At 58.9% G+C, this 26,231-nt stretch carries 15 protein-coding genes, 1 tRNA gene and 2 pseudogenes; 11 read left to right on the forward strand and 7 right to left on the reverse strand.

The window, feature by feature from the left end; genetic code table 11:
* Positions 1-135: 135 nt before the first annotated feature.
* Entirely contained in the window at positions 136-1,638 is a 1,503-nt protein-coding gene (locus tag ACR0D8_RS00805; protein ID WP_480644012.1) for a hypothetical protein, read from the reverse strand.
* Positions 1,639-1,772: 134 nt separating this feature from the next.
* Complete coding sequence (locus ACR0D8_RS00810; RefSeq protein WP_480644013.1) at positions 1,773-5,252, reverse strand: hypothetical protein; 3,480 nt, start codon at positions 5,250-5,252, stop codon at positions 1,773-1,775.
* Positions 5,253-5,557: 305 nt separating this feature from the next.
* Here ACR0D8_RS00810 and ACR0D8_RS00815 point away from each other — a divergent pair, with 305 nt between their 5' ends.
* Positions 5,558-7,117 (forward strand): acetolactate synthase large subunit, encoded by a 1,560-nt coding sequence (locus ACR0D8_RS00815; RefSeq protein ID WP_480644014.1) that lies wholly within the window; start codon positions 5,558-5,560, stop codon positions 7,115-7,117.
* 334 nt (positions 7,118-7,451) lie between these two features.
* On the opposite strand, the gene ACR0D8_RS00820 is transcribed toward ACR0D8_RS00815, so the two are convergent.
* Positions 7,452-8,678 (reverse strand): peptidoglycan-binding domain-containing protein, encoded by a 1,227-nt coding sequence (locus tag ACR0D8_RS00820; protein WP_480644016.1) that lies wholly within the window; start codon positions 8,676-8,678, stop codon positions 7,452-7,454.
* 1,065 nt (positions 8,679-9,743) lie between these two features.
* On the opposite strand from ACR0D8_RS00820, the gene ACR0D8_RS00825 reads away from it, so the two are divergent.
* From ACR0D8_RS00825 to ACR0D8_RS00835, 3 genes and pseudogenes are all read left to right on the forward strand, one after another.
* Complete coding sequence (locus ACR0D8_RS00825) at positions 9,744-10,331, forward strand: recombinase family protein (RefSeq protein WP_480644017.1); 588 nt, start codon at positions 9,744-9,746, stop codon at positions 10,329-10,331.
* Positions 10,331-10,918: a ParB N-terminal domain-containing protein gene (locus tag ACR0D8_RS00830; protein WP_480644019.1), complete on the forward strand. Its 588-nt coding sequence runs from the start codon at positions 10,331-10,333 to the stop codon at positions 10,916-10,918. The genes ACR0D8_RS00825 and ACR0D8_RS00830 overlap by 1 nt, the downstream gene beginning before the upstream one ends.
* 104 nt (positions 10,919-11,022) lie before the next feature.
* Positions 11,023-11,148, forward strand: a pseudogene (locus ACR0D8_RS00835) (integrase); the annotation flags it as partial.
* Positions 11,149-11,385: 237 nt separating this feature from the next.
* On the opposite strand, the gene ACR0D8_RS00840 reads toward ACR0D8_RS00835, so the two are convergent.
* Both ACR0D8_RS00840 and ACR0D8_RS00845 read right to left on the reverse strand, forming a co-directional pair.
* Positions 11,386-12,615: an alpha/beta hydrolase gene (locus tag ACR0D8_RS00840; RefSeq protein WP_480644021.1), complete on the reverse strand. Its 1,230-nt coding sequence runs from the start codon at positions 12,613-12,615 to the stop codon at positions 11,386-11,388.
* Entirely contained in the window at positions 12,612-16,640 is a 4,029-nt protein-coding gene (locus ACR0D8_RS00845) for a CHAT domain-containing protein (protein ID WP_480644022.1), read from the reverse strand. Before ACR0D8_RS00845 ends, ACR0D8_RS00840 begins: the two co-directional genes overlap by 4 nt.
* An 829-nt stretch (positions 16,641-17,469) precedes the next feature.
* On the opposite strand from ACR0D8_RS00845, the gene ACR0D8_RS00850 reads away from it, so the two are divergent.
* From ACR0D8_RS00850 to ACR0D8_RS00860, 3 genes and pseudogenes are all read left to right on the forward strand, one after another.
* Complete coding sequence (locus tag ACR0D8_RS00850) at positions 17,470-17,724, forward strand: DUF3489 domain-containing protein (protein WP_480644023.1); 255 nt, start codon at positions 17,470-17,472, stop codon at positions 17,722-17,724.
* 5 nt (positions 17,725-17,729) lie between these two features.
* Positions 17,730-18,146: pseudogene (locus ACR0D8_RS00855) on the forward strand (DUF2924 domain-containing protein).
* A complete protein-coding gene (locus tag ACR0D8_RS00860; protein WP_480644025.1) occupies positions 18,146-19,744 on the forward strand; it encodes a recombinase family protein in 1,599 nt (532 codons plus the stop codon). The pseudogene ACR0D8_RS00855 and the gene ACR0D8_RS00860 overlap by 1 nt, the downstream one beginning before the upstream one ends.
* A 211-nt stretch (positions 19,745-19,955) precedes the next feature.
* On the opposite strand, the gene ACR0D8_RS00865 is transcribed toward ACR0D8_RS00860, so the two are convergent.
* A tRNA-Gln gene (locus ACR0D8_RS00865) sits at positions 19,956-20,030 on the reverse strand.
* A gap of 311 nt (positions 20,031-20,341) precedes the next feature.
* Between ACR0D8_RS00865 and ACR0D8_RS00870 the strand changes: the two genes are divergently transcribed.
* Complete coding sequence (locus ACR0D8_RS00870) at positions 20,342-21,250, forward strand: haloalkane dehalogenase (protein ID WP_480644027.1); 909 nt, start codon at positions 20,342-20,344, stop codon at positions 21,248-21,250.
* 22 nt (positions 21,251-21,272) lie between these two features.
* On the opposite strand, the gene ACR0D8_RS00875 is transcribed toward ACR0D8_RS00870, so the two are convergent.
* Entirely contained in the window at positions 21,273-21,773 is a 501-nt protein-coding gene (locus tag ACR0D8_RS00875; RefSeq protein WP_480646332.1) for an SH3 domain-containing protein, read from the reverse strand.
* Positions 21,774-21,932: 159 nt separating this feature from the next.
* On the opposite strand from ACR0D8_RS00875, the gene ACR0D8_RS00880 reads away from it, so the two are divergent.
* Genes ACR0D8_RS00880 through ACR0D8_RS00890 form a run of 3 tightly spaced genes read left to right on the forward strand, consistent with a single transcriptional unit; the run spans position 21,933 to position 26,194 of the window.
* On the forward strand, positions 21,933-22,919 hold the full coding sequence (locus ACR0D8_RS00880; RefSeq protein ID WP_475158350.1) for a 2-hydroxyacid dehydrogenase: 987 nt from the start codon (positions 21,933-21,935) through the stop codon (positions 22,917-22,919).
* A gap of 56 nt (positions 22,920-22,975) precedes the next feature.
* Positions 22,976-24,769 (forward strand): gamma-glutamyltransferase, encoded by a 1,794-nt coding sequence (gene ggt, locus ACR0D8_RS00885; RefSeq protein WP_480644029.1) that lies wholly within the window; start codon positions 22,976-22,978, stop codon positions 24,767-24,769.
* A 12-nt stretch (positions 24,770-24,781) separates the two neighbouring features.
* A complete protein-coding gene (locus tag ACR0D8_RS00890) occupies positions 24,782-26,194 on the forward strand; it encodes an FAD-binding oxidoreductase (RefSeq protein WP_480644031.1) in 1,413 nt (470 codons plus the stop codon).
* The last annotated feature ends 37 nt before the right edge of the window (positions 26,195-26,231 follow it).

Consider the following 26,231-nt stretch of genomic DNA (forward strand, 5'->3'; position numbering starts at 1 on the left):
TCGCCGTTCAAGCACCGACCGGATGTCGGAGAGGAACTTTCGTTGAACCGCCTTCGCACTGTCTGGCTGTGGTCAGAGATGTGACCGAGGCTGAGGTGGGGGCAAAACCCGTCCCGGCATCTCTGGCGCAGGATGCTATTCGAACCCGCCTTCGATTGACCGGACCAGGGTCTCGATGGGTCCATTGGACCAAACCGTGTTCCGACCCTTGGCGATCCGCCGCATGGATTCCAGCATGACCGAGTTTTCATAGCTGAGCGAAAAGGCGATGTTTTCGGGACTGACAGCCAGAAACGGATTGTCGTGCAGCCGTGTTTTGTGCTCCATCGTCACCGTCATCACCTTTCGGAATCTTTGTCCATTTTGGATTTCGGCGACCGCAACCCTTGGCGCGGGCTTTTGCAGATCGGCACCGCCGGCCTTCCATTCCCGCCGGACTGAGGCTTCTTTCCAGTAGTTGTCGCGTACCGAGTTGTAGAGCGAGCGGGCTTTCTTCCGTTTCGACTTGACAATCTTATAGGCCTCTTTCCGGCGGCCAGCCTCAATCAGTTTCAGAACCTCTTTTTCAGCTTGCTGAAGCTCGCGCAGAACGGCCTTTTTGCTTGGGCTGAGGTTGTCGATCGCGCGCTTCCACGCACGGCGGTCCGGGCCACGGTGAAACAGGTCCTTCAGCTTTTTCAGGTGACCTGCGTGTTTTACCCACGGCTTGAAAGTGCGCCGCTTGATTTGACCCTGACCTTTGAGATTGCGGATTCCCTTGATGCCCTTGATCGCGGTTATGGCGCTGGTCGGATCGCTGGTGGCACCAAAGCCTTCTTCGGTGAATTCGGTAAACGGTATCGGATTGAGAAGATTGCCAACCTTTGCATAAAGCCGCGCCCAGGCCTGCGCCGCCTCGCGTTCCGCCAGTTCCTCCTCCGATATCCTTGTCCGGTTGATTTCGTTGAAATACAGCGCCTGAACTTCGGCCATTGCCGCCATGACTTCGAAGGCGGATGTATCGGTGAACACAAGCGACAATTGATGGCCGCCATCGGGGGCCGGCGCGAACTGTGCGTTAAGCTTTGCGTTGGGTTCGATCCCCTTGATTGCCTTTTCGGCGGGGCCAATGATTGCGTTGCGCGCGTCGGTCTGGGATTCAAACGAACCGGTGACCGGAACAATCACGCGATTGGGACCGTCATCCAACGGATAGTTTATGCCAAAAGGTCCGATGTTGAACCAGGCGTCTGCCGCCACGGCCTGATGGGCGGCGGCCGATTTCCCGGGCTTTGATTTCTTTGCGCGTGGTCCGGGTTTGGGCGCTGACGTCCTTCGGGATACGCCCCGCGCTTTGTCGGTCAGTCCCAGATCAACCTTTCTGATCCGCTTTCGAATGTCGCCCAGCAAGCGTGTGCGAAACCAGGTGCTCAGTTCCAGCTTAAACAGACGCCCCAATCCACGACGCTGGTCCGACAGTTTGGCTTCAAGCGTTCGAAGGTCGTTCAGGGACGTTTCCGCGACCCAGCCGTCAAAATCCCTGACCCGTCTGCGGATTTCTTCGGTGTCGCCGGCGCTGATCCTACGCGCCAGCAACCGGATGAACGCCTTTTCAGGGTCGCGCTGCGCCTGCGCGATTGCCTGTTCGTAGGCAGCCATCCATTGCCTGCTGCGGCCTGTTTTGGTCACTCCGGACATGTCAGTGTACCTTCCTTGCCCGGACCGAACGCCGCAGCAGGGTCCGGTGTTTTCCCGAACGGTCCCATAAATGCACCAGATGCCATAGGCATTGCCTAAAGCTCTCCGATGTCGACATTGTCCGGGTCGGCCACGACGACTTTTTCTGTGGTCGGGTCTGACAGTTTGTCGGACGCGATCCGGGCGGCCACGCGCAGATGCTCAAGGCGTTTCGTGATGACATCCGCCACCGCGTCGGCCACGTCGACTGCCCGATGCTGCCGTTTAAAGGTTTCCATGGCGGAATGCGCCCCCGGAAGAAGTTCAATGAACAGCGACCCGGTCGGGATCACGACCTCTTCGCTGTCCGGTCTCGCGTTATCCAGCCGCCTTTCCAGTGTCGCCAGAACCCGGGGCAGGACGGCCTGAAAATCCGCATCCGCCATCGTTTCGCGCAGGCAGCCGGCGTATCGCTCAAGATCGCCGACCGTGATGTTGGCCGCGGCGTCCGGGTCGCGGACACCCGCACGCCCCGACAGGAACGGCACCGCAAGTATTTCACTGACCGGGTTCAGTTCGGTCAGCGGGAAGATGCGATAGTTCCCGAAAAAGCCCAGATGCCGGGACAGGTCGGCAACCTCGGCAAGATCAACGGTATCGTCGGTCACCTCGAAATTTCGCGCCCGTGCGGCAATGCGGATGGGTTTGGTCCAGCCTGGCGGTTCCTCATGCGCTTCGGTGCCGGAAACCGAATAGCTGACCTCGCCCGAGATAACCGGAACCTGGGTATTGCGCAGGCGCATCAACATCTGATGTCGGTCTTCGTGATCCCAAATGGCCTGCATGTAATAGATGATGTTCTGCTTGATATGCAGTTGCAGTTTCTTGACCTGAATGACCTCTCGGGCGAATTCGGTGAAGGCTGCGTTGAATCGCTCGACCGCCGATTCCAGCAGCCCTTCCTGCCGGCGCAGCTCATCCTCGGTCTCGTTGCGCTCACGTTCTTCTTCGTCAAGCAGACCCTCAGTCGGGGTGTTTGCCGAGCCGCCGCCAAGGCCGACGATCTCCAACCCAATCTCGATCAGGCTGCGCGAGCGTCGCCTGCGCCGCCGGCTTTCCACCACGCCGCCCGTATCAAGCTGTTTGCGCAGGTCCGCGACGACGTCGAACTGTTCCTCCATCATGTCTTCGAGATCGGCCAGCCCCGCCTGTTTCGCCACCAGCCCGCCCTCGGTGATGATGTCCAGTGCTTCGCGATAGCTGTCATCCAATAGCACCCGGCGAATGATCCAGTCGTAGCGCCCGATCATTTCGGGCGTGATTTCGCTTGGGTTCCAGACGTCTTCAGCAACAAGGATCACCGGCGTCAGCTTGTGCAGCTTCTCGGACACTTCGAACCGCCGCTGCAATTCATAGAACAGACAGGTGAATGCGATCTCGTCATTGGGATTCTGAATCTCGCTGCGTTCTTCTTCAACGAGTTCTTCGGTTTCCGTCGTTTCAACGGTTACGCTGGAGGAATTTTTGAAGCTTTCACTTTCCTTGCGGATCTGTTCGCGAAAGGTCTCTTTGGTTCGGCTTGATTGCATGCCGAAATTGGTCGAGAAGGTCGACTTGCTTTCACCACCGCCCACGCCGGGCACCGAGGCGTTGGCCTTGCTTTCCAACGTATAGGCGGTTTCCATCTTTGCATTGTCGACGATCTTTGCCACGTCACGAGTGGTCGAGCTGTCGGAAGAATTATACGTGTTTTCAGAGGCTTGGGCGCGTTTTTCATTATAGCTGCGCTTGATCGTCCGGCGGCTTGAGAAGCTGATTTTCTGTTGCGGCGCCAGCGGCAGGGTCTTGACCAATTCTCCGGCCTGATAGGATTTCGGCTCCCATCTCTGGCGGTATTTGACAATCTGGCCGTAATTGATCGCCCGACCACTGTCATCGGCGCCGAATACGGTGAACGGGTAATCCGCTGCGATCACCTCATCCAACGCGGTCAGGTAAGCGTTGAGGATCTTCATTCGGCGGCCACGTTCCCGCGACGAACGGCGGCCACGATGGTCGCGCACCCGGCCTCTGCCTCTGTCTCGGTGATCGCGGCGGCGTCCGGTACCACCATCTCCGCCGCCCGGGGTGACGATGTCCACCACGGCCCCGGCGGCACCGGCCACAGCCCCGGCGACCGAGGATATACCGTCCATCACGCCACCCAAAACCGAATAGCTGACGTCCGGCGCGGTATCGCTGCCGAATTCGGAAACGGCCGCCGCGCGAATATTGTCGGTCTGAAAGGTCAACTCGTCCAGCAGATCGCGCCCCGCAGTGTCACGCCCGTCATTACCGTTGACGGGTGCGGCTTGTGCCACTTCAAACTTACCGGCCTCGACCAGCCGGTCGGCCAGCACAGTTGTCCACCACGGATCAAAGATATCCTGCCACACATGGTCAAAGGCAAAGTTCAGCGTTTCAAAATCAAAAATCGCTGTCTGGTCCGCCGCGCCGCCCGTGAACTCCAGACCGTGCACGAACCCGTTGATTCCGGCCAGAGTGCCTGCTGCTTCGTTTTCTGTTGCCGCGGCGCCGGCGGCGGCAATCTCGTTCAAAAGCGAGGATAAGTGCCGCTTGACCTCTTCCGGTGTTGCGGGTGCAGGAGCGGATGAGGTGCCGTTCCCACCAGTACCTGAGCCGCTGCCGCCGTCGCTATCGGCGCTGGAAAACGATTTAACGATCCGGCGCTTGCGACAATCCAGCGACAACCCGTCATAAAACGCCCAGTCGCTGCCCATTGGATGCCGGGTGCGGTCGTAGATCACCTTGCGGATTTCGTCACTCGTCAGCCCGGACACAGCGGTGCCCGACGCATCAACCAGCTTATTCCGCCCGGCGGTGTCAGGGTCGATGGTCGCTTCCATGCGGATTGAGCCGATCCGGCCAAGCAGCGACCGGATCGACTTTTTCTGTGTCGTCTGGACGTTGCTGTTTTTGGCGACGTAATTCTCGGCCACGGCACCGTTGGCGCGGGTGAACCGCTTTGTTGCACGATCGGCGAGCGTATCCCGAACTTTGTTGCGCGCGGCCTCGATATCTACGCGGCGTTTGTCGATTGAGCCGCGTAGCGTGTTTCGCAACGCCGAACGGTTTCCGGCCGCTGCCGAAAAAGCGGTTGTCGCGGCCTTGCGCATCGCGGCGCCGGGATCCTTTGGAGCGGCGGCGATACGCTCGGCCGGGACACCCACTGCGAACTCTTCGTGAATGGCCAGTGAGCGGCGCATATGTGGGGACAAAAACAGAAGCCGAGAGGACGTTCCTTCGGTTTCCCGTGGCGCAGTGACAACCAGAACCAGCTTGCGCTCGGTGATCTGATCACGTTCGACATACCGGATCTCGAACAGGCCGGAGTCGTCGGTTCTGGAGGACCCAAGCGACACACCGCTGCGTATCCATGGCAGATGTTCCTCGCACAGGTCTTCACCACCGCCATGGATATCCTGCGTATCCGCAACATCGAAAACGGTGACATCCGCCGCAGGAACCGGGTCCCCGGACTCCAGCACAAACACTTCGCCCGTCACGAGGCGCTCGGGTAGCGTCTGTTTTTCCATGAGTAGCCTCCCAAGAATTTTCTGGTCATGCCCGAACTGCCGCACCGGCATCATACCATGCTTTGCATTCACGCCTGTGAATTTCTTGTCGGGTAAGTGTCGCTGGGGATTGCCTATCAAGTCTTGCGACCCATCAGAGGCTCATTAATTGCGCCAAGGGTTGATGGGATTGCAGCAACTGAATGGAATATTGCTGCGGGTGCTTTCGGCGCTGCCGACGTGCCGAACCTGCCTTTCGCAATTTCGGTTACGCCGCAGGCGGGTTTCACCTAAAGTCCAGGACACGGTTGATAAAAGGTGATCACATGAACGGCGCGCATTCATTGGTGAAAACTTTCCTGAACAACGGTCTGGACACGGTTTTCGCCAATCCCGGCACGTCGGAAATGCACTTTGTGGCGGCGCTTGACGAACATCCGGAAATGAACTGTGTCCTGTGCTTGTTTGAAGGCGGAACAACGGGAGCGGCAGACGGATATTTCCGGATGAAACGTGATGTCGCAGGAACGCTTCTGCATCTTGCGCCGGGATTTGGAAATGCATTTGCCAACCTGCACAACGCGCGCAAAGCTGGCTCCGGTATCGTCAACGTGATCGGTGATCACGCAACACACCATCTGCGATATGAAAGCCCGCTCAAAGGGGACGTAACGGGGATAAGTCAGACGGTCAGCCATTGGACGCGTGTGTCTGGCGGCGCCGCCGATGTCGTCGTTGACGGCGCTGCTGCGATCCGGGCGGCCCGATCCCGGAACGGTCAGATCGCATCTCTCATCCTGCCTGCGGACACCGCGTGGAACGAAGTGGAAGAAACCCCGCCCCATACCGCACTGACGCAACGCCTGTCTCGGCCTTCCTTAGACGACATCGATGCTGCTGCAAATCGGTTGAGGGTCCCGGGTGCCGCATTGATGATTGGCGGCGCGGCCCTGTTTGGGGCGCAGCGCGAGCTGGCTGGTCGGATCGCCGCCGCAACTGGCTGCCGTTTGTTGGCGGATACCTTGATACCGCGCATATCGAAAGGGGCCGGAACCGCTCGGCTGGACCAACTGGTCTATCCCATAATGCCAAAAATCGGCCAGTTGGAAGGCACCTCGTCAATCACACTGGTCGGCACCAACAGACCCGTCGCCTTCTTTGCCTATCCGGGCAAGCCCAGCGTTCCCGAACCCGCCGACTGCCTGATTGCAAACCTGTGCCAGCCAACGGACGACATAGGATGGGCCCTGCAGGCCCTGGCGGACGCCGTTGGTGTTTCGGCCAAAACCGAACCAGCCCGCGTGCCGCTGGACCTGCCGGACGTCCCCGGCGGGCAAATGACCCTTGAAAAGGTGGGGCTGACCCTTGCGGCCCTGATCCCCGAGAACGCAATTGTATGCAATGAATCGGTGACGTCCGGGTTTCATGTCATTCCGCCGATGGCGACGGCGCGGCCACATGATCTGCTGGCGGGTACTGGTGGGGCGATCGGTCTGTGCCTGCCCTGCGCCACCGGTGCGGCCATTGCCTGCCCCGATCGCAAGGTCATCGCCCTGACCGGCGATGGTTCGGCGATGTACACATTACAATCCCTTTGGACCATGGCGCGCGAAGGCCTTGATGTCACGGTGGTGGTCTTTGCCAACCGGGGGTATCAGATTTTGCGCGATGAACTGGCAAATGTTGGGGTCGAGAAATACGGTCGGAACGCGCAGGCTATGTTCGACGTCGAAAACCCAACGCTCGACTGGGTGTCGCTGGCAAAGGGTCACGGTGTGCCGGGGGTCAGAGCGGACGATATCGGCAGTTTCGCAAGGGGGTTGGCAGATGGGCTGGCAAGCGACGGCCCGTATTTGATCGAGGTCGTTTGTCCGCCTGCCAAATAGACGGGGACACATGTTGGTTGGCGGTATGTCCATCAGGTTCCGGTGCTTTCATGCCGCTCGCGCCAATTCAGGTGAATCGCCAAATCACGACGTCCTGAGCGCGCAGCTTTGGGGCACAGCTACACGTTTCCGCGTTTCATCTCACGCGCAGCTTGCTTCAGGGTATTGTGGATAGCGAACGAAGCCAGCGGCTGATCAACGGCGTTGGATCATTGCAATCAAAAAAACACTCTTCCCAAGCGCACTGAATCCAGCGCGCACCCACCGATGGATTCCGTTCGTGGACCGGCCCCGCGGGCAGTCAGCCGGCCCGCGGGTGCGCAACAATCTTGCCTTATTGCGCTTCGGTCATGGCCGCTCGCAACAGTTGCGGGCGGTCAGACTGGGACGGCAAGAAGACAGCCTGCGATCCGGCGTCCAGCGCCGACAGGCTTGCATCGTACCACTGCATCGCAAGATCGCGGCGTTCCTGCACACCAAAGCCTTCGCGCAGATGGTGCCCGATCAACTCGCCATAGGCAGGCTCGCCCATCGCGACCAACATCAGTGCCGAGCCGAGTGCGCTGTCCATGTTGTCCTGGCGGTACCCAATTGCCAGGCAGACCTTGCTCGTTGCGGCAAGGTCTTCGGGGCTAAGGCCGGTGCCCAACGCAAATTCGCGCATCTGAGATTCTGCTTCTGCTTTGGAACTCAGCGACAGCTTAACGACCTGCGGCGCAAGTGTTTCGCCGTACGCTTCGCACTGGTCGGCCACCTGATCAGGCGTCAATCCCTGGACGTCCCCCAACAGTTCCTCACCGCGCGCCATCGCATAGCTGCGGGCAAGGCAGAACTGTTCGCTTAGCGCAAAATTGGGATCGGACATATTGGACAGAGTCGTATAGCCGCCATTGGTTGAGGTCTGAAGCATAACGGCGCTGCAACGATTGGCGAGCGAAGGGCCGGTGGTCCCGCCGGAGAACAGGCTCGGCAGGCTTGCAGTCTTTGTTTCGGCTGCGGGCGCCTCCGGTGCGGTTTGCTGCTGCGTCACGACCGGGACGGCCGGGGCGGCCGGGGCGGGCGCCTGAGGTGCAACCGCCAGTGCAGAACCGGTTTGGACCTGTCGGCGATACGCCATCAACAGCGGCTGGCCCGAAAGCTGAGTTGTGGCCTGTCCGCCGCTTGTCGCCCAGTAGTAGGCCTGCATGAGGAAGTCGCGCTGGTAAGGCTGGAAGTCATAGCCGTTCACAGGATAACCCATTGAAACCTGGTAGCGTTCAATAGCCCCCCGCGTGCCACGTCCGACCTGGCCATCGACCCGTCCGGCATTATAGCCGAAATAGTTGAGCGCCGTTTGAGTTTGCGCGCCTTGCGTGGTCGACGGAATGCCCGAACGATAAGTCCGGGTTGTCGTCGTCGTCCGCGCCTTTTTCTTCTGTTGGTCCTTGCCGATGGCGTACCCTACGACCCCACCGACCACAGCACCGCCGATGAAATCACCAGCATCGGCCCGCGCAGTCTGAGGCGCGGCCATCGCAAAAGAGAGCGCGATGCCGAGCGTTACTATTAAGCGAAAAATCATGACTTACCTCCACAACAAAGCGTCCGTATTGGCGGAGTATAGCACAGCCGCCGCGCTGCGCGGGAATAGATGCAATCGCGAGGCGGGATTACCGGTCGATAGGCGGCCAAATCAGGCTCAGAACACATGGCCAGCACACGACGAGCGTTACGTGAGCGATGGCGGATAGAAAGAGATTTCGACAGCGGTTGCAGAGCTTGTGCCTAGCATGCCGTTTGCCTTTGGAGAGCCAGCATTTCAGTTGGTCAACCAGGACACGCGCGCAAAGGAAGCTTCCTTGCAATGGGGCGCAGTGCAAACCAATCCTTGGCAATTAGTCTGCAGATAGCGTTGTGCGTGAAATTCGTCGAATTTGCACGCTTTTGCTCAATTGGCTTCTCTGGAAAAGGCGGCTGTGCAGGCAGTTTGCAGCTAGCCAGTCTCGCCCAAAATTCCCTGAAAACAGGGACATTTACAGGGAAATTACACCTTTCTGGCGTTACTTTACGTCCGCAGACCTGAAATCTGCAAACAGATCAGTGACTTGTGGGTGAGTAACCGGGGCATCTAAACAGGGAATCTCTTGTGCCTTTTCAGTGAAAACTCACGGTACCGCAGGGAAAGGGTGGCCCTTTCAGGTTTCTGTCCTCATGATTTCGTCTGCCGCTGTCAGCACTCAAACAAGAGCGGCCCGAATACATGCAAGCTCCAAAGATATACAAACTTCGCTTCGGCCACATAGAGCCATAACAGTTTCCGCGACCTCGTCTGAATGCCGCATGAGTTCGATCGGGTGTTCGCCAGCGGGTCCATTGGCTCCGGCAAGCCAGTTCGTTGCGGTTCGTTCTGAGACACCTGCCCAGTTCATTGACACTTTTTCGCCCGATGTGATCCTCCATGTTCGCATTTCAGCGCCGATATTTCCAGTCGATAGTCAAATTTGTTCATCTGCCAATGTCCTGGTTTGGAAAAGTGTTGCCCATCTTCGGAAGTACTTTTCCGAATTCCGGCGATTAAGCTTTGGCAAACAGGATTCACGGCCATTCCCAACAGTTGTGTAACTCGACGAATGGAGGTGCGCTGCACTTGAACTGGCGCGACGAATTTGACGAGAGCTCTGACTCTCCTGAGACACTGCGCGCTATCGGGGGGGCGCAATACGTGCGCGTGCCGACGGAACACCAGCGCAATTCGACTGAGAACCAGTCCGATGCCATTGCTCAGTATGCCCGACGGCGACAACGAGGTATCGATATCGTTCGAACCTACTCGGATGAAGGTAAGATTGGCCTACGAATTCAGGGGCGCGACGGGCTGAAACAGCTCATCCACGATATACAGTCCGGGCGTGCCGATTTCGAAACAGTTCTCGTCCAAAACATAAGTCGCTGGGGTCGGTTTCAGGATGCTGATGAAAGCTCCTACGACGAGTACATCTGCAATCGCGCCGGTATTTCCGTCGTGTATTGCGCTGAACAATTCGAAAACGACGGCAGCCCGGTCTGGACAATTGTCAAAGGCGTTAAGCGCGCCATGGCAGGCGGGTATAGCCGGGAGCTTTCTCATAAAGTATTCACAGGACAGTGTCGCCTGATTGAAAGAGGGTACCGTTTCGACACACTCACTCCATTGTTTGATATGGCGGTTCAGGTCCCAATTCCGGAGGCCGCTTGATGAATTACCGTGCTTCCCAGATCGCGGAACTGATCCCCATTAATCTGATTTCAGTCGTTAATACCTGCATTCGTAACCGAAGGGCTTTTGAAGCTATGATCGACAGTATCGCAGAGCTGGGGCTGAAGCGGCCAATCACGGTTGCAAAGAGAGATGGCGAGGATGGGCTTCGCAATGATCTTGTATGTTGTCAGGGTCGGCTCGAGGCTTTTCAGGAACTGGGCCAGGGCGAAATCCCTGCAATTGTGATCACTGCAAGCGACGAAGATGGCCTTATTATGAGTCTTGTTGAGAATCTGGCGCGACGCCATCATAAGGCCCTGGATCTACTCCGTGACATCAACGGCCTGAAAAACAGAGGATATTCAGACGCGGAGATCGCGCGAAAAAACCAATCTTTCAATGAAATATGTGCGGGGCGTTCTCTGGTTGCTGGAAACCCGCAAGGACCTGATGTTCATCACGGAAGCTCTTCGGGCTTTGTTGAACGACGAGAATTTCGTGACGCTGTTGCGGGCGGAGGATCTTGCATCACTTCCCAAAAAGCTAACGGACATGCTTTCTTTAAGGGCGGGAGAGAAATATGATCCACGGCAAGCTGGAAAAACCCATCGAACTGGCGTTCGAATAGGAGTTGGTGCGGACCGCGCTGGATCGTATCTGCCCGCTCTACGCCGTTCAGAAAGGTACAAAGGAGACGGTCAGCCTTCGCGCCGTTCGGCTCCTTTTCGGCCGCACCAAAATGGACAGCACAGTCAGGTGTCTCGGAGTTGAGATTGAGGACGCTTTGGCAATTGCTGAAGCAATTGAGATTTAGAGCGTTTGGGCGGCCCAGACCTGTCATTTACCGTCGCTGCAGACGCTGCGGTGCAGCTCGTCGAAGCCGCCGTTCGCCGCATTTGCTAACCTCCTTGGATGAAAGAGGACTGAAGTGCGGACACCTTCACAATCCGCACCAGTTTACTGCCCATGACATCTATGCATGAACGCTTCATCCGCGACTTATGCATGATCTCCTATGACGCTGCGGATTCTGCGCTCTCTGAACGTTCGCTTAGCGCCTGAATTTCCAGAAACGACCACCCTCATGCTCCGCCTGAATCAGGCGCTGGCGCGTTGCTGGTGGCTCGCCATGCCGCATGAGATTATACATATCGTGCAGAAGCGCCTCTGCCTCCGCAAAATAGCCGTGTCCGAGCAGGTCGAGGTCGAAATCCGGAACCTCGATCGTGTCCACGCCAGGGGCCACCGTATAGGGTGCAAAATATCCGGCGCGTGGCGCATCGTGCAGGCGAGACGACAGATGCACGGGAAGATCGGCCCGGGACGCATACAGCGTCGTGCGTTCACCGTGCTCGGGGTAAAGGCGCGCCAAATCCAGGAAAAGATCGCGGTCGACATCTGGCGCTGCCAGGAAGATTTGGCCGAACTGCACTTTCCCCTGCGTTTGCGCACTGGCCGAGATGCGTTGCAGCGCCCGCAACAAGCCGCGATTTCCCATGCTGTGGGCGATAACGTGTATCTTGTCCGCCCCGCAATTCGTGGCGAAGTCAACGAGGAAATTCGTGATCGGCTGCTCGCTGGCTTCGATGCTCGCCTCATCGGCCGGGTAGGCGAGAACCGTGCCACGGGAGGGCCAGCTGAAAAAGGCGGTGGCACCCGGTACGGCTAGATCGCAACCAAGTTGCGCAGCGCGAATGGCGGCCTCCTCGAAACTCACATTGAAGCCGTGGAGAAAGAACAGGGCATGCGTTTCGCCCCCCTCAGCGCCGGCCTGCTGTGTTGCCGCGTATAGGCTGCCATAGAATGCCGCCGCATCGAGAACCGTGAGCGCGTGCAGCCGCAACCGGTCATCGCGGAAATCAAAACGCCTGAGCTTGCTCCAAAAGCTGCTCCCAATCTCACCAAAGCGGTGGGCGGCAGGCACGTGGACGGTGAGCTGCCCAAGCGTGGTGCGGTCGTTGCGTTCACCGGTAAAGCTTTTTCCATCGGCACCTGGGCGCCGGTTGGTGCCAAACCATAGCGGATAGAAGCGGTCGTCCGCACGCGCCTCCGCCGCGCTTCGCTCGGCCAGGGGATCGAAAGTCAGGATGTCGGTGTCTTCAGGTGGCGGCGCGGCATCCATCTGTGCCAGCAGGGCGCGAATCTGGCGCTCAACGGCGGCGCGGTCGGCGGCTTCAGTGGCGAGCCGCTGCTCGATCTGTCGGGCCAGGTTGAGCGCTAGGTTGCGGTCGCCGAGGCCTACCGCGCTAGCGAGTTCCTCAAGGAGTTGCGCAAGCGTCATGTCGAGACAGCCGCCTCACGGACTTGGTCAAGAATTTTGTCCACGTTGGCCTGGAGCTCGTCGAAGTCCACTTCGCGCTGACGAAGCCATTGCTCCAATGGAGCAAAGGCTGGGTCCGCGAGAAGTTCGACGACACTCAGCACAGCCAGGTTGTCGCCAGCCTCGTGGGCGCGGCGGAAATAGACGGCATAGTTTCTTAGCGAGCTTTGGAGGTCGCGCCTCAGATTGGCTACGAGTCGGTAAAGCAGAGCGGCGAACCGGTGGCGCGGGGATTCGGCGATGTCTGACGCGTTCTCGCTTCGCTGAAGGTAGTTGGCCAGGTTGCCGTGCGAGATGGCTCGGTCGGCGGGGTCGGGCAGATGTTCGCATATGGCCAGAGCACGACGCTCCTGGACGATGGCCTGGCTGTGGTCGCCGTGCTCGTCGAACAGGTCGGCAAGCGAGGAGAGCACTGCCGACCTCCTCGACGGATCGTTCTGGAAAATTGTCAGGCAGGCTTCCAACTCGGCCCTGGCCTCGTCGAAGCAGTCCATTTCCGACAACACATTGGCACGGTTCATCCGACTGCCGGCGATGTCTTCGGGCGCGCGGTTTAACGCGCGCTTGATTTTCAGAATGGCATCGCAGTAACGTAGGGCTGACGGCCAATCCTTCAGGGCAAAATGGGCCTCCCTGACGATGTCGAGCGCGCTGATCAGGGCCCGGCCGAGCATTTCCTTGTCCGGAGCCTCGGGTGCAGGTCGGCCAGAACAGTGCTGCTGCCACCATTTTTCGACCCGCGCGAGCAGAATTTCGACTTCCGGCAAGGCCACTTCCGCCTTCCCCTGCATTATGTCGATGCGCAGGGCTTCCAGTTCGCTGCCAATGCTGTTAACCACGGGTCTTCCCGCCTTCTTCTCGGCTTCAGCACTCTCGAGATGCATCTGGCGGGCGGCGTCGAGGTTACCGACATTACCGAGAGAATTTGCCCAGTTGCCGGTGATGACTGCAAGGTCCGACCAGGCCTGTCGGGGCGTGTCGCCGCCCTCTTGGGCAACGGCGCGCACTTCAGCCTCGGCTCGCTTATAGAAGGGCAGGCTGGCATCAGGGCGGCCGGCATTGCTCAGCGCATCTGCAAGGTTGCTGAGGCAGCGCCAGCGCGGTCTGCCCTCCGGAGCCAAGTCCGCCGCTGCTTGAAGATGTGGAAGCAACGCCTCGAGCAGCCGCGGATCGTTTGCGGAGGTCACCAGCTCACTGGCAAAACTGCCAAGTAGGTCCCAGGCCCCGGCCTCGACATTATAGACGAGAGCCCGGCTGCCCGCCTGTAGGGCGGTCGCCATGTTTTCGTGCTGCAGTCTTGTAAACGTCGCTACCAAACGCTCAGCAAACGCGAGGCGAACCGCATTTGCGGTCAAACCGGCGCGATCCTGTGGGTGGTGCTCCATCCAGGCGCGAATGCTTTCGCGCACAAGTTCATGGCAGGTGAGGTTGGGGTTGTCGTCGTCCGGTTCATCGCGCTCCTCCCTCACCAGTCCGACGCTGACGAGCCGCGCCAACAACCGTGCCAAGTCGGGATTCTGCGGCTGCTCAGTTGGCAGGTCGTCGATCAACTCGCGCAGCTCTGGCGGCATTGCGGTCAACGTTGCCTGCAATTCCGGGGGGAGTTGCGGCAGCATGTCGAGCATCTGCTTGATCTGCCGCAATTTTTCTTGCTCGTGGCTCTCGCCACTCCACACGCCTTTAACCAGGCTCAGCGTCTCGGGTTGATTGGCCAGGGCGATGATCCACAGCAGCCTGCGCGCATCGGACGGTACGTCGCGGATGAGTTGATCCAGCGAGGCGGCGAGCGCATCGTTGAGATAGCTGAGTTCGCTTTCATCGCCCTTGGTGGTGGAGAAGAGCTCCGGGAGTTGGGCGAAGTCTTTCGTGGTCTCTAGCGCATCGAGTGCCGCCAGCAGCTGCGCGCGCGGCGGGGCAAGGGCCGCAAGCTTCGCCAAACGGTCCATGAGCAGCGGGTGAAATCGGCTGGCATTGAGCAGGCGTAACGCGAGCGCCTTTTCTGCCGCATCGCCGCCGAAAACCATGTCGCTCAATGCGGGGTGCTCTCTCAGGTAAAGCGCTGCCTCGGCGCTGGGCAATGGCCCGAGCAGCGCGGAATGCACTAACCGGTCGTCTAGTGCGGCCAGCGGCCGACGGCAGGTGACGAGCACCCGCGACCGCGTGCCGATAAGGTCTTGGGCGAGCAGCGCCAGGCACGCGTCCCACGCCGGGTCCTGGCAGGCGGCCAGCTGGGTGGTCGGATCGGTGTCCTTGAGATTGGTCTCAAAATTGTCGAGTACGATCAGAATGGCCTCGTCACGCAGAGCTCGCGCCAGGTTATGCGTCAGGCGCGTCAGGCGCTCAGAACCGGTGAAGCCTGATTCCGGATCGGCGTCGCGGTAGATTGCATCGGCAGGCTTGGCTTTCACGTGATGATGGTAACGCCCAAGTTCGCCGGACAGCTTCATATGGATGTCGCGCAGTGTCGCTTCGAATTCCAAGCGGTTCGGCTTGGCCTGATACAGCAGGACCCAGTCGAAGCGGCTATTCCAAAGCATCAACGACTCTGCAGCCAACGCGGTCTTGCCCATGCCGCCAAGACCGGTGATGACGGCGACAGGTTTTACTTCCGCGCCGGTACGGGAGCCGATGAACTCAGCCCCGAGCCCAACCAATTCCCAGATGCGCCCAACGAAATGCGCGTGGCCCGCATGGGTCAATTCGGTGATGTCTTGCAGGCGATGATTGCGCTGATTGAGCGCCGGGCTGCGCCCTTGCGCCAGGGTGAGGTCGGCGTGTTCCTCACCGTAAAGGACGGGTGTGGCGTGATCGCAAGGGCTGAAGCGCGCTTGGATGTACTTCTCAGGGTCTAACACCGCCTTTCGCGCCATGGTCAGCGCGGCGGCGACGGTCTTGGGTTGCGGATGGGCAAGAAGCGCCCGGTAAAACTCAACCGCTGTCTCGCGGGCATAGTCGTCGCCCACAGCGTAGCGCATGGCGACCAACGAGGGCACGCCGCCCTGCAGCAGCGCATGGGCCGTGCCAGTGTAGCCGGGCTGTTCCGCGAGATTGAGGTCCTTGGTATCGGCTTCCCCGATTTTGGCTTCCCGCGTGTCCGGTTCCTTGTCTTCGGCAATGGCGAGGAAGTCGTTCCAATCCTTCACCCGCAAAATGTCGCCGGAATGGCAGGCACTGAGGAAGAACAGTCGCGGCAGAAAGCCGCCGGCATCGCTAAAAAGCCTGAGCAGTTCCGCGCCGGAGAGTTGGTCGGGCTGGCCATTGGGCTTGCTGAGTTCGAGCAGGTTCATGTGCCCGTGCCCGCTCCAGTGGACGATGTGGTACCCGTTGTTCTCCTGAACTTGGGAGATCAGGCGCTCGCGGGTTACACCATACGTGAGGAAATCCGCCACAACCCTGCGGTCAGGGTAGATTTCACGTTTGAAAAGCCGCAGCAATTCCTGCCGCTCCCTGCGGGCGCCGAGCGGGCGGGACCCACGCGCCTCGGCGAAGACGAACAGCACACGCAAAGGCTCGTCGGCCTCCAGCGCGATCGGCGTTGAAGCTTGGGTGTTCATATCATGCACAACGCGGACGAGGAGGTTGCGGTCGGCAAGGGTCTCCCCTTCGGCGTTCGGCCGGGCGATTTCCCACGGAACGCGGGAAAGCGCCGAGGCGAGATGGTTTTCCGTATCGTCCGCCCCTGGTAACTGGATGCGCAGGGTCCGCTGGTTGGTTGCTTCCCAGAGATTTGCGAATATTGCCTCGCCCAGCACCTCTTCGGCGATGCAGACGCCGATCTCAGCAATGGCGGCGTGCTGGTGACCGCGCTCGACGTAAAAGCGCAGGTAGTTTCGTAAATCAAACAGGCCCCGTTGCTGGCCGACAGAGATGTTGCCGAACTCAGTCTGCCTGTATGCCATCTGCACCCCGTCGCTATTGCGGAGAACGAATTCAGCGCTGCGGGTCGGATAGTCAGCAGTGATAATCAGGTCAAAATTGGTAGGCATAACAATTGCTCCGTAAATCTCAATAATTCTATCGTGCAGGACAATTTCATCAATAGAAACGAAGCTGCCCAATTATTTAAAGGTGAGAGGGACGACGAGATGCTCGTGACACATTTTGAAGAGGAGATCACTTATGTCCGTATCCGCCAGGATGCCTATCCTCAAATTGGTGAGATATCAGTTACTCGATTGTCGGTGGTCTGATTGCGCCCGCGAAGCGGCGGGAGCCGCAACCTTCAGCGTAGTACAAGGGAACGAGATTGAGCAGTCTGTCCCGTGCTGCTTTCACACAAAGCCTATGGTCGAGAAGCATCCTGTACCCCAGCGCCGGGCGAACAGAATTAGGCGCAACTGTGGTTAGTGTCCGAACACGATCTCTAATCACTTTGGTTATCCGCTGATCATTCAGCGCTTTATCCCGCATGTCGGGCTCTCTGGTTCTCTTGCCGGGCGCGGCGTTTTCGACAGTTAACAGTCCGTCATCGACCTGCGCCAAAACCTCCACCCGGTTCAAATCGCGCTCACTCATCACCACCCATCCCATGCCCGCCCGTGCCAGGCCTTGCTCTGGAAGAAGAGAGACACTTTTGGTTTGCTCACTGGCAACACCATCACTTTTCGGCCAAATTCTAAATGCCGGCTTCTAATGTTGTGTCAACAATGCCTCGCACCCGTAGCGAACTGCCGCCTTCCGCCCAGTTTTACCGTAAACACTGGACTTTAGGTTGTCCGGAAGCGGTACTCAAATCGTCAAGATTCGCCCGGATTTGCCGGGCTCCACTCGGTACTGGGCGCAGGATCAGCCTGTGCTCGCAAAGTGGAGAAATTAATGGCAACTTCATCCGAAACAGAATTAAAAACATCACCCGCCAAATCTGCCCGCAACAGCCTGACGCGTCAGCAACAATTACAGAAACTGTTGTCCCTTAAGGCTGGTGCTAAAATTGTGCAGCTTCAGAATGCCTTTGGCTGGCAACCGCATTCAGCACTCGCTGCGATTTCGATGATGCGCAAGGCGGGACATACTGTCGAGCGATCAGGATCTGACAAAGGTACGGTCTATCGGATCGTGAAAGAATTGTGATCGCTATGGATGTTACATGCGCGGATCGTGACATTACGAAGTTACTCTATGACATTGAACACCTTGATCGCTCTGGCTGCCTTGATCTGTGGCGGGAAGTGTTCGGTCGGCCGCCGCCAAAATACCTATCCCCGCAATTCGTGAAACGGGTACTGATCTGGGAACTACAGAACCAGAAATTGGGAAGGCTGTCTGCGAAACCAGAGCGTCGACTGCGGCAAATCGCATTGGGAAAAACGCCGCCACCTACTCTGAAACCGGGATCACATCTGGTGCGGGAATGGAACGGACGCACCTAACAGGTCGAAGTTGTGGATGGTGGTTTCGTCATGGACGGTAAGATGTGGCGCTACCATTCAGCCATCGCAAAGCACATCACCGGGGCACACTGGTCCGGGCCACGCTTCTTAGGGGTTCAGTGATGCGACGTATCCGCTGTGCTGTCTACACGAGGAAAAGCACGGAGGAGCGGCTGGAGCAGGATTTCAACTCACTCGATGCCCAGCGGGAAGCCTGTGAGGCTTACATCTCCAGCCAGAAACATGAGGGATGGGAACTTCTGCCGGATCACTATGACGATGGTGGAATATCAGGTGGTCATCTTGATCGCCCGGCATTGCAGCGATTGATGCAGGCTGTTGACGAGAAACGAGTGGATCAGATTGTTGTTTACAAGATCGACCGGCTGACGCGCTCGCTTGCTGACTTCGCAAAGCTGGTCGACCGTCTCGACACGGCGGATGCATCGTTCGTGTCGGTCACCCAATACTTTTATACGTCTACCTGTATGGGGCGCCTGACACTCAACGTGCTGCTCAGCTTCGCTCAGTTCGAACGGGAAGTCACCGCAGAGCGTATCCGGGACAAAATTACAGCCTCGAAACGCAAAGGCCTGTGGATGGGTGGGAATGTTCCGCTGGGGTATCAGGCTGATGGCCGGACTCTTAAGATAGACGAAGAAGAATCGGCAACAATAAGGGCACTCTACGATCTCTATTTGGAGCACCAGAGCATTCTTGACGTGAAAGAGCAGGCGGAGGCACTGGGTCTCCGTTCGCGCCGCCGGGAATGCCCGGGCGGAGGCGTGAATGTCGGTAAGTTTCTTAACCGCGGACACATCCATCATTTGCTCAGCAATCCGATCTATGCCGGCCGTATCCGACATAAGGGGCAAGTTTTTGAGGGGCAGCACCCTGCCATCATCAACCCGCAGGTGTGGACCCACGTGCAACAGCTGTTGACAGATGGCGCAGCCAAGGAGCGCAGAGTTAGGCGGGAAGCGAATCGATCACTGCTGGCCGGAAAGGTCTTTGAAGAGACCGGAGATCGGCTGACACCCAGTCCTAGTCGGAAAAATGGAAGGCGTTTGCGGTACTACATTTCCGGGCGCCTGGTGACTGATCGCAGTCAGAAGTATCCGGATGCATGTCGACTGCCTGCAGAACGGCTTGAGAGTCCTCTGGCTGAAGTGGTCCGTCAACATCTGAGCCAACCGAATGCGGTGGTTTCAATGGCACTGGATATGTCAGCGGCCGAAATTGCCTCATCGACGGAGCTTCTCAGAGATTGCCAGTCCGTCAGGAAATGCCTCGACCTGATTGCGCGGGCAGACCTGCGACAGGGGTCCCTGACCGTGCAACTGGATCCTCGGGTACTCGCCCGATTGATCGAGTGCAGGGAGGATCAGGTCGATGCCGGGAAACTAACGATCGAAGCACCATTCCGGATGCGCCGCAAAGGTGAGGAGCTGAAACTGCATCTTGGCGATGCACCGCCAGAGGTCGATCAAACACTTGTCCGCAACATCATCAAAGCGCGCCGCTGGTTAGCGATGATTGTAGATGGCAGAATGTTCTCTGAAATTGCGAAAACAGAAGGAATTTCCAAACGCCAGGTGAAGGATGTCGTCGGTCTGGTAATGCTGGCACCTGATGTTCTGGATGCCATCAATGCGGGCGAACAGCCTGACGGCCTGACCACGGATTACCTGATCAAGTCGGGCTTCCCGGCTATTTGGTAAGATCAGCACAAGCGGTTCGCTGCGCTCTGATCTACAGACTCTCCCAAAGTCACCAAACTCGTACCGCTGGAATCGCGAACTGAGACTGCGGCCGAAATCGACCATTGTTGCGCATAAACTCAGGTCTCAGCTGGAATAGCCGGATGATAACTTGCTGAAACACGTGGTAATAGGTGGCCAAATATTCAGTGCGTGATTTTAGGAATAATCATGGCTGGGGTGGTAGGATTCGAACCTACGATACACGGTACCAAAAACCGCTGCCTTACCACTTGGCTACACCCCAACGGTGAGGCGCTATCTACGATTGTTGGTTGGAGGGTTCAAGGCCTTTCCGGCAAAAAATCAGCAAGCTAGGAAAATATTTTTTGGGGCAGGGCCGGCATGGGTTTGGGTCCCCAATCGACGGGCCGTTCCGAAGGCATGTCGACGGGCTTCGTGCGTCCTGTCCCGGCGGGTCATTTTGAGGTTGGGCGCTGAAGGGGGTCCTCATTGGGTGACTTGCGGAGGGGGATACTTACCTGTTTCATGAGGTGGGCCCTGCAATGAACGTACGGCACTCCCTCAATGGCGGGTGAGAAAGATAGAAGGTGAGACATGAAAGCTCTGCGCACTCCGGATGAACGATTTCACGGGTTGGCCGATTATGCCTTCGCGCCGCATTACTTGCAGGTCGATGACACGGAGGGCGGCACGTTGCGCGTCCACTATGTGGACGAGGGGCCGCGGGATGCCGATCCGGTGCTGATGATGCATGGCGAACCCAGTTGGTCGTATCTCTACCGGCATATGATCACGGGATTTGTCGCAAAGGGTCACCGGGCAGTTGCACCGGATCTGGTCGGGTTTGGGCGATCTGACAAGCCGGCTGAGCGTGGGGATTATACCTATGAACGTCATGTCTCCTGGATGGGGGAATGGCTCCGTAAGGTGGATCTGCGCAGTGTCACTTTGTTCTGCCAGGACTGGGGCGGGCTTATTGGCCTGCGGTTATGGGCTGAAATGCCGGAAAGATTCGCGCGGATCGTTGTGGCCAACACCGCTTTGCCGACGGGGGATCAGCCGATGGGCGCCTCGTTTGAGAACTGGCGCCAATTCAGCCAGGAAGTGCCGGTGTTTCCCGCCGGTGGGATCCTCAAGGGCGGAACGGTTGCCCCATTGTCGGAAGACACCATTGCAGCCTACGACGCACCGTTTCCGGATGAGCGTTTTAAGGCCGGAGCGCGACAATTCCCGACGCTGGTTCCGACATCGCCCGAGGACCCGTCGTCGGGTCCGAATCGCAGGGCGTGGGATGTGATCCGCGAATTGGACACCCCGGTTCTGACGGCGTTTGGGGCAGATGACAAAGTCATGGCCGGAATCGACACCGTGTTTCAGCGGCTGTGTCCGGGGGCGGCAGGTCAGCCGCATGTCGTGCTGCCGGATGCGGGACATTTTCTGCAAGAGGATGTCGGTGCTGAACTGATGGAACTAACCTGCGACTTCATTGCGCGGACAAGCTGATCCGGGGTTGCGTGCCGACGAGTTATTCGCGGATTTCCGCAGGGTCGACGCCCCAAAGGCTGGATTTGGGCGCCCAGCCGCGATAGCCGCCGGCGGAAATGTGGCACCAGTCCGGATTGCAACTGCCCAGCCGGGCGACAACCCCGGATTCGAATTGGGCGCTGACCTGCGCGTTCGGATCGGGGCTCGTATAGACCGGCAGCATCTCGGATTCGATCAGAACGGTGCGCACGCCCGACAATAAGGCGTAATGAACCCATCCGCCGGCACCGTCGCGGTCCTGAACCTTGCGCCAGTTGCCGTATTCGGCGGTGATTTGCAGGGGCATTCCGCGCCTTTTGAACACCCAGTCGATTCGATGAGTCAGCGACGGGCCACGCCGCACATTACCTTCGGCAGCTTTCATCGAAACATAACGTGGCAAAGGCAGGTTGGTGACAGGGCCGCGTTTATCCTGTGCGCTGGCGACCACGGGGCCGAACGCGAACAGAAGCACGGACACTATTGCCCAGAAACGGCGCATTACCGGTAGAGTACCACTCACTGACTGTCTGCTCTTGTGCCTGTTGATCTGTGTTCGAAAAAAGGTCGACTCAATGTCTTAGGAGTTCTTGTGCCCCGCCTTATCCTGCGCCACGATGCCATGGCGCGCGAAAGTTTGCAAAGCAGTGGGAGGGCGAAGGTGCCAAGAGAACGTCTGAGTGTTGTCGTTACGCGACGGTTGCCCGAGGCGGTTGAAACCCGGTTGAGCGAGCTGTTCGACGTGCAGTTGCGCGACGATGATACGCCGATGTCGCGCGAAGAACTGGTGACCGCCGTCCAAAGCGCGGACGTGCTGGTCCCGACCGTGACGGATACGATCGACGGTGGCCTGCTGGGGCAGGCCGGCGAGAACCTGCGCCTGATCGCGAATTATGGGGCTGGCGTTGACAATATCGATGTTGCAACTGCGCGGCAGCGCGGAATTCTGGTTTCGAACACTCCGGGTGTTCTGACCGACGACACCGCCGACATGACCATGGCGCTGATACTGGCCGTGACGCGCAGGATACCCGAAGGTCTGGCGGTCATGCAAAAGGGGGATTGGTCAGGCTGGGCGCCAAACGCGTTCCTGGGTGGTCGGATCGGCGGGCGGCGTCTGGGCATTCTTGGAATGGGACGCATCGGTCAGGCCGTGGCGCAGCGGGCCAAGGCGTTTGGCATGCAGGTGCATTATCACAATCGCCGCAGGCTGCGCCCCGAGACCGAACAGGACCTGGAGGCGACCTATTGGGAAAGCCTGGACCAGATGGTGGCGCGGATGGATGTCATCTCGATCAACTGCCCGTCCACGCCGTCGACCTTTCATCTGATTAATGCGCGGCGTCTGAAGCTGATGAAGCAGACAGCTGTTATCGTGAATACCTCACGCGGTGAGGTGATCGATGAAAACGCGCTGACCCGGCAGATCCGTTCGGGTGAAATCGCCGGGGCCGGGCTGGACGTTTATGAACACGGAACGAATGTGAATCCGCGCCTGCGGCAATTGCCGAATGTCGTTCTGTTGCCCCATATGGGGTCGGCCACGTTGGAGGGGCGGATCGAAATGGGCGAGAAGGTCATTATAAATATCAAGACCTTCGAAGACGGTCACCGGCCACCGGATCAGGTCGTACCATCCATGTTGTGACGAGTTTGGGCCTCGTTTGATTGCAGGGGCATAGAACTGTTTTTCAGGAGGATACAATGAAACGAAGTCTGATTTCGGGATTGTTTTTGACGGCACTGACTTTCGGGGCGCCTTCCTTTGCACAGGAAACCGCGGATGCGGTTGCGCCCGAGGGCGCGTCCGAGGGGCAGGTGCAGGGGCTGACCGAAGAGGTTATCGCGGCGCTTGAGGCCAAACTGGCCGGTGCCCCTGTCGAGGCGCAGAACTGGATGGTCGCGGCCGCTAACCCACTGGCCGTCGAGGCCGGTGCCAAGGTCCTGCGGGCAGGGGGGTCCGCCGCAGATGCGATGGTCGCGGTGCAGGTTGTGCTGGGGCTGGTTGAACCGCAATCCTCGGGCCTGGGTGGCGGGGCTTTCCTTGTCTGGTACGACGCCGCAACCGGCAATCTGACCACGCTCGACGGGCGTGAGACGGCCCCGTTGGAAGCGAACCACCGGCTGTTCCACGACGAAAACGGCGCACCGCTGAAATTCTTTGATGCGGTGGTTGGCGGCTTGTCCGTCGGTACGCCCGGCACGCCTGCATTGCTGGAGGAAGCGCATCGCCGCTGGGGCCGCAGCCCGTGGCCCAGCCTGTTTCAGGATGGAATTACGCTGGCCGACGAGGGGTTCCTTGTCTCGCCACGTCTGGCCAGCCTGGTCGAAGCGGATGCCGAGCGTCTGTCTCGGTTCCCCGGAACCGCGGCCTATTTCCTGCCCGATGGCGCGCCGCTGAAGCAAGGCCAGCGTCTGGTGAACCCCGCATATGCGGAAACCCTGCGGGTTCTGGCCAGCGAAGGGTCTGCCGGGTTCTATGGCGGTGAAATCGCCGCCGGGATCGTCAGCACCGTGCGCAATGCGCCGGGAAATCCGGGCGTTCTGTCCGGTGTCGATCTGGCGCTCTATCAGGTGATCGAGCGTGAGCCGGTCTGCGCGACCTATCGCACTTATGAGGTCTGCGGCATGGGGCCGCCATCTTCGGGCGCACTGACGGTTGGGCAGATACTTGGCATGCTGGATGGTTATGATCTGGCCGCCATGGGCCCCGAAGACGCCCATGCGTGGCGTCTGATCGGCGATGCCTCCCGGTTGGCCTTTGCCGACCGGGGCCGGTACATGGCCGACCACGATTTTGTTCCCATGCCCACGAAAGGATTGGTCGACCCGGACTACCTGTCGCAGCGCGGCGAACTGCTGGGCAGCGAAGGCGCGCTGACCGAGGTCGCGCCGGGAAATCCGGAATTCGATCACGCGTCGAACTGGGCCGATGATGTCTCGCTGGAACTGCCCTCGACCTCGCATATTTCGATTGTGGATCAATATGGCAACGTCCTGTCGATGACGACGACGATTGAAAACGGCTTCGGATCCCGGCTGATGACGAACGGGTTCCTGCTCAACAACGAGTTGACGGATTTCTCGTTCAAGACCCACAGCGACGGCGTTCCGATTGCCAACCGGCTGGAGCCCGGCAAACGGCCGCGCTCGTCCATGAGCCCGACAATCGTAATGCAGGACGGTGCGCCGGTGCTGGCCATCGGTTCACCCGGCGGCAGCCGCATTATCGGCTATGTGGCCAAATCGATCATCGCCTGGGCGGACTGGGACATGGATGTTCAGCAGGCTTTGTCGCTGCCGCATCTGGTCAACCGTTTCGGAACATATGATGTCGAACTGAGCACATCGGCCGAGGGGTTCTCGGACGCTCTGACCGAAATGGGGTTCGAGGTTAACCCGCGCGACCTGACCTCGGGCCTGCATGCGATTGAAATCGGCGACGTTCTGATCGGCGGTGCCGATCCGCGCCGCGAAGGTATCGCGTTAGGCGAATAGGGGGGAAACCGAATGGTGCAGGCAGCTGTATTACCGCGAAACGAAGCCGGGATAGATACGGCTGTCAGCATCCTCAAGCAGAAATTCGGCGACCGACTACAAACAGGGCGGGCGATCCGCGAGCAACATGGTCACACAACCACCTGGATCGAAAACCAGTCTCCGGATGCGGTGATCTTTCCGCATTCGACCGAGGAAGTTTCCGAAATCGTCAGGACCTGTGCCTTGCACAAGGTCCCGGTCATTGCCTTCGGTACCGGCACGTCGCTTGAAGGCCATGTAAATGCCCCGGCGGGGGGTATTTCGGTTGACCTCACGCAGATGAACAAGGTGCTGGCAGTCCATCCCGGCGATCTGGATTGCGTTGTCCAACCCGGCGTGACGCGCGAGGACCTGAATACCCATCTGCGCGATCAGGGCCTGTTTTTCCCGATCGACCCCGGCGCGAATGCCTCGCTGGGCGGTATGGCCGCAACGCGGGCTTCGGGCACTAATGCGGTGCGCTACGGGACCATGAAGGACAACATCCTCAGCCTTGAGGCGGTGATGCCGGACGGGCAGATCATTCGGACCGGCCACCGGGCCAGGAAATCCTCGGCCGGGTATGACCTGACCCGCTTGTTGATCGGCGCCGAAGGCACGTTGGGCATCATCACCGAAATCACCCTGCGCTTGCAGGGTATCCCCGAGGCAATCACCTCGGCCCGCTGTTCCTTCCCCACGGTGGATGCCGCCTGTCAGGCGGTGATGATGACAATCCAATATGGCGTCCCGGTCGCGCGGATCGAATTGTTGGACGAGATGTCGGTAAGGGCGGCCAACGCCTATTCCGGGCTGAGCCTGCCGGAAACGCCATTGCTGCTGTTGGAATTTCACGGATCGGAAAGCGGTGCCACCGAGCAGGCGGAAACCTTTGGTCAGATCGCCGAAGAATTTGGCGGCACGGATTTCGCCGCGACCTCGACGACCGAAGAACGCAACAAGCTGTGGCAGGCCCGGCATGACATGTACTGGGCCAGCCTGCAACTGCGGCCCGGAGCCCGCGGGATTTCAACGGATGTCTGCGTTCCGATCTCGCGTCTGGCCGAATGCGTCACAACAACCCGGAAAAAGACCGAAGAGCTTGGCCTGCTGGCGCCGATGGTCGGGCATGTGGGCGACGGAAACTTCCACACCCTGTTGCTGATCGACATGGAAAACGAGGACGAAGTGGCCAAGGCAGGCGGATTTGTCGGGTGGCTGAACGATCAGGCGATCTCGATGGAAGGCACCTGTACCGGCGAGCACGGAATCGGGCAGGGCAAGCAACCCTATCTGGTCAAGGAACTTGGGCCGGCGGTCGACTATATGGGCGCGATAAAACGGGCGCTGGACCCGGATAACATTATGAATCCGGGAAAGATTCTTCCGCTCGCGGACCCCTGAAGACAACGCGGGAATTCTGCAACAAAGCCACAAGACT

This window comes from Ruegeria sp. BG10, assembly GCF_056538575.1.